2 protein-coding genes are annotated in these 3,277 nt (G+C 32.4%); both read right to left on the bottom strand.

Annotated elements, in window-relative coordinates:
* Positions 1–808: 808 nt before the first annotated feature.
* Positions 809–1,861 (bottom strand): hypothetical protein, encoded by a 1,053-nt coding sequence (locus V7014_RS26940; RefSeq protein ID WP_335512170.1) that lies wholly within the window; start codon positions 1,859–1,861, stop codon positions 809–811.
* Between the two features lie 58 nt (positions 1,862–1,919).
* Positions 1,920–3,277: sensor histidine kinase (locus V7014_RS26945; protein WP_335512173.1), on the bottom strand; the 1,358-nt coding region annotated here is incomplete at its 5' end.

The following is a 3,277-nucleotide window of genomic DNA, read 5'->3' on the forward strand; positions in this document are numbered from 1 at the left end:
GAATGTAGCTTTATAATAAAGTTTGAATTTTTACTCCACATCACTCACACCATCGTGAGGATGGTACAATAGTTTCCTATTGTTCTAAACTCTAGACCCGTACGTTCGGAAGTTCGTCTGTTCTTTGTATAAGAAAATTCTCACCTTATTTAGTTTTTCAGCCATCCGGCATATCCATTGGCATACCTTTGCCCGCAAGGAATGGCTTTAGCCTTTGTTCTGCCGACTTCACATGAACTTCATACCCCATAATCTGTCCATTATGACGCATGCAGGAGTATCAATGGGATAGTTTCAAAATACATGGTTTTATCATTCCTATCCTCGGTTATAAAGTTAGAATTTCTGTAGAAATTCCTCGTCTTTCGCACCGTAGTGCTTATGACAAAACTTGTCGCGCTGCTCCGTTTGTCCAATAAGAACTTCAACAAAAAGATGACTTCACATCAATAATCGATTCATTTATTACAGAAATGTTGCTTACTGATATAAATTTTGTTAAGAATGATCTCGCCGTTCTACGTAAAGGCAATAAAACCGACTTGGTAAGGATGCAATACCATACATTTAGATGTTCGAGATAATACCTGCAAGCCTGATAGAAGCAACCATTTTGTATCTATTTTATGCTCTTCAGATTACTTTTTCTAGTTCATTACTAAGAACATAATAAATCCGTTGTTCTTCGTCTCCAACTTAATCTTATCAACTATTATCTGTGTTTTTCTTTAATCAGGATTGCTTTTGTTTTCGTTGTTTCCTAGACGAAGCAATGTCTTTTTGAGATTTCAGTTTTCATTCTTCAACGTCAAAAAGTGAACCTTATGATGTTAGTTCCTTCGCCACCACCACTTGCATAAAATAACATATTACCATACTTATTCCATTTCAAGAAAATCACATTATTAGACTCCATATATACCTGCTTCATATGCTGAATTTCATCGTCATGGTAATACGCAACGTATAATTCACTAACTCCATCATTTTTCATCAAAGAGTATGCTAACCGGCCGTCGGCAGTGATGTTAAATGTGTTTATTTGCCCTTCCACTATCAATTTAAATTTTTTATCATTGAGACTATATGAAAAAAGACCTTCTTGTCCATTTACTACACCTTGTATTAATAAACTACTTTCATTAAACACCGTAAAATCCTGAATGATGTCGGCTTCTACAACCTTCTCCATTCTGTCCTTTTTCAGGTTAATCATGTTAATAAATGATTTATTTTGGTCGAATTCCACAATAAACGCTCTATCATGTGCCAAAGATGTATTAAAGCTACTCACCTTTATTTTACCAATCATCGTTTTATATTTTAAATTCACTGAGGAGATTATTTTCCTGCTTTGAGTGTTCAAATTCTGAACAAACAATTGATTTTCATCAAAACCCAAAAAAGCATCTTTTTCCGGTAAAAATTGCAGGGCAGTGCCTGTATATTCTGCTTTGACTTTTTTGTTTTCCAAATCATATAGAAAAACGACACTAGAACTATTCTTACTATTAACTACAGAGTATAGAAGCTGTGTACCATCAGAAGAAACAACTAATCCCTTAGCAGTATTATTTTCATCAATTCCAAAGGTGGTTTGATCGTTTATATTAATCGTGTTCACTTTTGTTACACCTATATTAGCTGGATTCAATGTAGTATAAACAAGATGATTATTATCGATAATATCTAGATTCCAAATAGGATAAGATGTAATTAGTTTTTTCACATTTTTCACTTCTAGATTAAATTGATCTTCATCAGGAGCGTCTTTTTCGAACAAAGCATCACTTAGTACAATGAGCTTTCCTGTTTTATTACTAGTTTCTAAAACATCACTCAGGATATTAAACCCAAACATAAAAAATAGTAATAATCCGATAAAAATAAAAAAACTTCTATATTTTTTTATAAAACCATTAATCGCAATCAGATCCTTCCAACTCTACAATTACTTCTGTACCCTTAGAGATTTCACTCTTTATTTGAATACTACCTCCATGACCTTCAATAATGCTTTTGACAATAGCCAACCCTAATCCTGAACTACCTTTCTCTCCAACCGTTCTTCGAGGTGCTCTATAAAAAGGTTCAAATAATCGCTCTAAACATTCTTCTTCAATTCCTTCTCCTTCATCCTTAACTTTAATTAGGATCTTTGTCCCTTCTTTATATGCATGGACACGCACACTAGAGTTAACCCTACTGTACTTTATTGCATTATCGATTAAATTAATCAGTACTTCTTTAAGCTTACTTTTGTCCCCTATTTGCTTAAGATTGTTTTGAACTTCACATAAAATCGTGATATTATATCTTTTCGCTTTTATTTCCATCTCATTAGCTGTGGATTTAATCAATTCGGATAGATTCACATTCTCAAAAAAATATTTATATTCAATTGAGGTAGATTTCGAGAGTTCTAATATGCCTATAACTAAGTCATTCAGCCTCTTACTCTCACTAATAATATAAGATGTTCCTTTATCAAAAAAAGCTTTATCTGTAAAACCATTGTCTTTTAACACCTGAGAATATCCTAGAATAGTGGTCAATGGTGTTTTTAATTCATGAGTAACATTATCAAAAAAAGCCTTATTTTGTGCTTGTACCTGTTTTAATGTATCCCTATCCTTTTCGATCATATCGATTTGCTCTTTTATTCTCTCTGCCATTTTAGTAAATCGTTCTGCCAATTCTCCCATTTCATCTCTTGATTTAATTCGTATATCAATTTCATAATTACCAACGGATAATTGTTCCGAGCTTTTTATTAGTTCCCTTACAGGCTTTGTAATACGTCTAGATAAAATAAAAGAAGTAATAAATATGAAGATAAAAATAATGACAGCGAATAAATTTATCACACTGTTAAATCTATTATTATAATCAAAGATTTCCGTATAATCCTTACTGTATCTAATAAAACCCACAATTTCTTCATAGGATTTAATTGGATAGGATAGAGTTACGATTACTTTGTTTTCTAAATGATTAATACTATATGCTGTCTCACCCTTTAACGCTTTTTTTAAATCTTCACTAACTTCCTTATTAATTTTTTGTGAAGATTCTGTTTTCGTTCCAGATGAATCGTAAATTTCAACCTTACCACCAATTTGCGAACTCAAAAGGCTTGAGATATTTCCTTTCTCTCCGATGAGCAACTTTTCATTCAACTCCATATTATTCATTAAGAAATACTGAGTTAGATACACGTCCAGATTTTTTTTGGAGCTGATCATGTCATTTTCTATCGTTTGTAAAGTGTGTTTCT

The sequence above is a fragment of the Bacillus sp. JJ722 genome (assembly GCF_036963345.1).
GTDB lineage: Bacteria > Bacillota > Bacilli > Bacillales > DSM-1321 > Bacillus_AD.